The sequence below is a fragment of the Cobetia sp. genome, assembly GCF_983723665.1.
In genome coordinates this window covers 5,202-8,169 of record NZ_CFDJES010000123.1, presented here as the reverse complement: position 1 = coordinate 8,169, position 2,968 = coordinate 5,202, and the positions used below count along the sequence as shown (strand labels likewise).

Genomic DNA, 2,968 nt, shown 5'->3' with positions numbered 1-2,968 from the left:
AGACATCGCCTGCCCATCACGGGGAGGCGAGTGATTCCAGCACGAAGTGCATGCGCGCGCTGGCAACTGGTTGCTCGCGGGATTTCTGCCAGGCACTGACGCGCACATTGGTCATGCGGCGGCCTTCGCGCATCACTTCACAGTCGATGCGCGTCACCTGATCGCCGCGCGCCGTGGCCAGATAGTCGATGGAGAAATCGATCAGCTTGGGCAGGCGCGCTTCACGACCACCGCGCCCATGCCGCCTGAGCACCTCAAGCGTCGCGGCGGTTTCCATCGCTGCGGCCAGCACGCCGCCATGCACCGCCGGCAGCATCGGGTTGCCGACATTGTCGGGCATCGCCGCCATGGAATAGCTCAGCGCCTGCTCAGGATGCAGCTCGACATCGCTGGCCGCGCCCGCCTGCTGCCCGTCAATGGCACACAGCCCAAGCCCGATCGCCTGCGCGTAGGGCAGACTCGCCAGCAGCGCCGCCAGGTCGGCGTGTGTGCGCTGCCCTTCGACGAAACGTCGCGCACTGAGCAGGCCGCGCGGGTCCTGGGCATCACGCGGCGCCTGCGCCTCGGTTTTCTCGTCTGCTGGCTGTGCAGCCTGTGCTGACTGCCCCAGCGGTTCCGACTCGACCGTGGAAGGATTCGCGGGGGCTTGAGCGTTGGCCGCCGCCAGCAGCGCCTCGGCAAAGCCGCTGGGCGTATTGCGCTCGCCGAGCCTGACGAAGTTGCCGATCGCACGACACAGGATCTTGCCCGGCTGCTGCCAGATCTGCGCCTCGGTAAACACCATCGATTCCGTGACCCGCAGCACGCGCGCCTCGCCCACCAACGCCAGGCCCTCGACGCCGGGTCGGTAGTGATCGAGGCGCAGATCCAGCGTCGGGCAGACTTCCGGTGCCGATAACCCCGTGAGCACGGCACTGCCGCACAGCGTATCGGCGAACATGGTCAGCACACCGCCATGCACCAGCCTGCGGTGCGGATCGCCGATCAAGGCCGGTTGCCACGGCAGCTGCATGCGGATGGCCGGCGCGGCGACCTCCTCGACCCTGACGTTCAAGCGCGCCGTGTGCGGAATGAAGCTCAGGAATCCGGTCAGCGCCCGCGCCCAGCAGGCGTCATCCAATACGCCACCCGCAGCCGGCACGTCAGCGGGATTGACGGCCAGTCCCAGCAGGCTCTGTGGCACTACATGCATCACATCCACAGCGGCATCGCCATCAATGCGAGGGAGACCAGATAGCCGACGCCCCACAGCAGGGAGCGCAACGGGGCGATATTGGCCAGATAGCAGCCCCAATAGCCTAGACGCACCAGCACGAAGATCACCGCCAGCGTGGTCGCGATGGGCGCGCCCGGCGCGGTGATCACGCTGACCAGCACCCCGGCGGCAAACAGCGGAAAGGCTTCGATGGTGTTCTGGTGCGCGGCGAGCGCGCGGGCCCCGAAGCCCGTCAGTTCACGCTGCTGTGCGCGCGGATCGTGGTTCTCGTAACGTCCGGTTCGATGTTGCGCCCAGGCGACAGGCACCTTGGTCAGCACCAGCATCAGTGCGGCAAACAGCAGGCAGGCATAGATCAGCATGCAGAATTTCCTTGAAAGGCGTTGTTCAGGGCGTTGCCACAGCGGCGCGTCTCGTTTGTGAACAAACGGTGCGCCGCCCTGTGATAAACGGCAGATCAGACACTGACGGCACGCCAATTCAAACTGGTGTTTGATAGCGTGTCACGAGCATGGCAGGGTCGCGGCGTCCCTGCCATGCGGCCAATGGCCAGTGCCAGCATCAGGGCTGGTAGAGGAATGGAGTTTCCACGCTGCACGCCTTCAGGGAGTCGGCGGCTCGGAGGGATCAGGTTCGGGAATCTCGCCACGCCACAGGCGATAGTCGGCCAGCGCATCATCGAGCTTGCCGAGCAACCAGGTCACGATCACCAGATCATCGAGAATCCCCAGCCCCACCAGCAGATCCGGAATCAGATCCAGCGGCGAGACCAGATAGATGAAGGCGCCGGCCGCCAACCCCAGCGCCTTCCACGGCACCGGACGATAACGTCCACTCACCACGTCGCGCAGCAAGGGCCCCATGGTGCGCAAGGCGGCGCCTGCCTTGCCCAGCACATGTCGGCGGCCAAACAATCGCGTCAACCATAATGCCTTGCCCATAGTGGACTCCTCACGGGTAGCACAAATTTCATTCACTGAGCTTTTCATCTTCGCGGCAGCACAGCCGCGATATCACTCTCGGATAATTCACTATCAGTATCAGATGGTGCTGTTATTCAGCGCCGACCACTGCCACGATAGCCACTATCGTTACTGAATCGGCAACCCCTGATAGCCAATATCGGGGCACTTGTTCAACATCGGGGCACTGAACCGCCACCACAAGGTCGCAGCCAGCCCACGCCCCCTTTACCGACAGTCGCAGGAGTCCCAGGTGACACCAGGCAAGCAAACACTCCGATCCCGTGGCAGCCGTCGCTTCGCGGCGCTGCGGCACCTCACCGGCCTAGGCCTGCTGTTGGGACTGAGCCTGCCCCTGCAGGCCGCCACTCCCAGTGACCAGAGCTTCCGCGCCGCCTTCGATGATGCGCGCGCCAAGCGTTTTGACGAGATTCAGCAGGTCGCCGTCAATGGCCACGTGCTGGAGGGCTACATCGAATATCACCAGCTCAAGGCCCGCCTGCCGTACGTCACCGCCGCGGAAGTGCTGTCCTTCATCGAGCGTCATGCGGACTCGCCGTTGGCCGAGTGGATGCGAGGCCAGGCGATCTCCGCCTACGGGCGTACCGGCCGTCATGATGCCCTGCTGGAAGTCAGCGATGGCGTGCCGGCCGGCGCGCAGCGCCAGTGCTATTACTACACGGCGCAGCTGAGCAATGATGTCGCGAGCGCATCGCAAGGCGGCCTGAAGCTCTGGCATGTCTCCGGCTCGCAGGACTCGGCCTGTGACCCGCTGTTCTCGGCGTTGCGC

General features: G+C 64.6%; 3 protein-coding genes and 1 pseudogene. 1 reads left to right on the top strand and 3 read right to left on the bottom strand.

All coding sequences use genetic code 11. The features are described from left to right. Positions 1-16 precede the first annotated feature (16 nt). The 3 genes from AC4FAH_RS11665 to AC4FAH_RS11655 all read right to left on the bottom strand — a co-directional run bounded on the left by AC4FAH_RS11665 (position 17) and on the right by AC4FAH_RS11655 (position 2,157). Positions 17-1,192 (bottom strand): hotdog domain-containing protein, encoded by a 1,176-nt coding sequence (locus tag AC4FAH_RS11665; RefSeq protein WP_490246069.1) that lies wholly within the window; start codon positions 1,190-1,192, stop codon positions 17-19. Continuing rightward, positions 1,192-1,578 (bottom strand): MAPEG family protein, encoded by a 387-nt coding sequence (locus tag AC4FAH_RS11660; RefSeq protein ID WP_286987323.1) that lies wholly within the window; start codon positions 1,576-1,578, stop codon positions 1,192-1,194. Before AC4FAH_RS11660 ends, AC4FAH_RS11665 begins: the two co-directional genes overlap by 1 nt. Before the next feature lie 240 nt (positions 1,579-1,818). After that, complete coding sequence (locus AC4FAH_RS11655) at positions 1,819-2,157, bottom strand: YkvA family protein (RefSeq protein ID WP_107335278.1); 339 nt, start codon at positions 2,155-2,157, stop codon at positions 1,819-1,821. Positions 2,158-2,431: 274 nt separating this feature from the next. On the opposite strand from AC4FAH_RS11655, the pseudogene AC4FAH_RS11650 reads away from it, so the two are divergent. Beyond that, a pseudogene (locus AC4FAH_RS11650) lies at positions 2,432-2,968 on the top strand (transglycosylase SLT domain-containing protein); the annotation flags it as partial.

What these genes read in the sequence shown, in the direction of transcription:
- AC4FAH_RS11665 (WP_490246069.1), bottom strand. Translation starts at nt 1,192, where the DNA reads ATGCATGTAGTGCCACAGAGCCTGCTGGGACTGGCCGTCAATCCCGCT.
- AC4FAH_RS11655 (WP_107335278.1), bottom strand. Translation starts at nt 2,157, where the DNA reads ATGGGCAAGGCATTATGGTTGACGCGATTGTTTGGCCGCCGACATGTG.
- AC4FAH_RS11660 (WP_286987323.1), bottom strand. Translation starts at nt 1,578, where the DNA reads ATGCTGATCTATGCCTGCCTGCTGTTTGCCGCACTGATGCTGGTGCTG.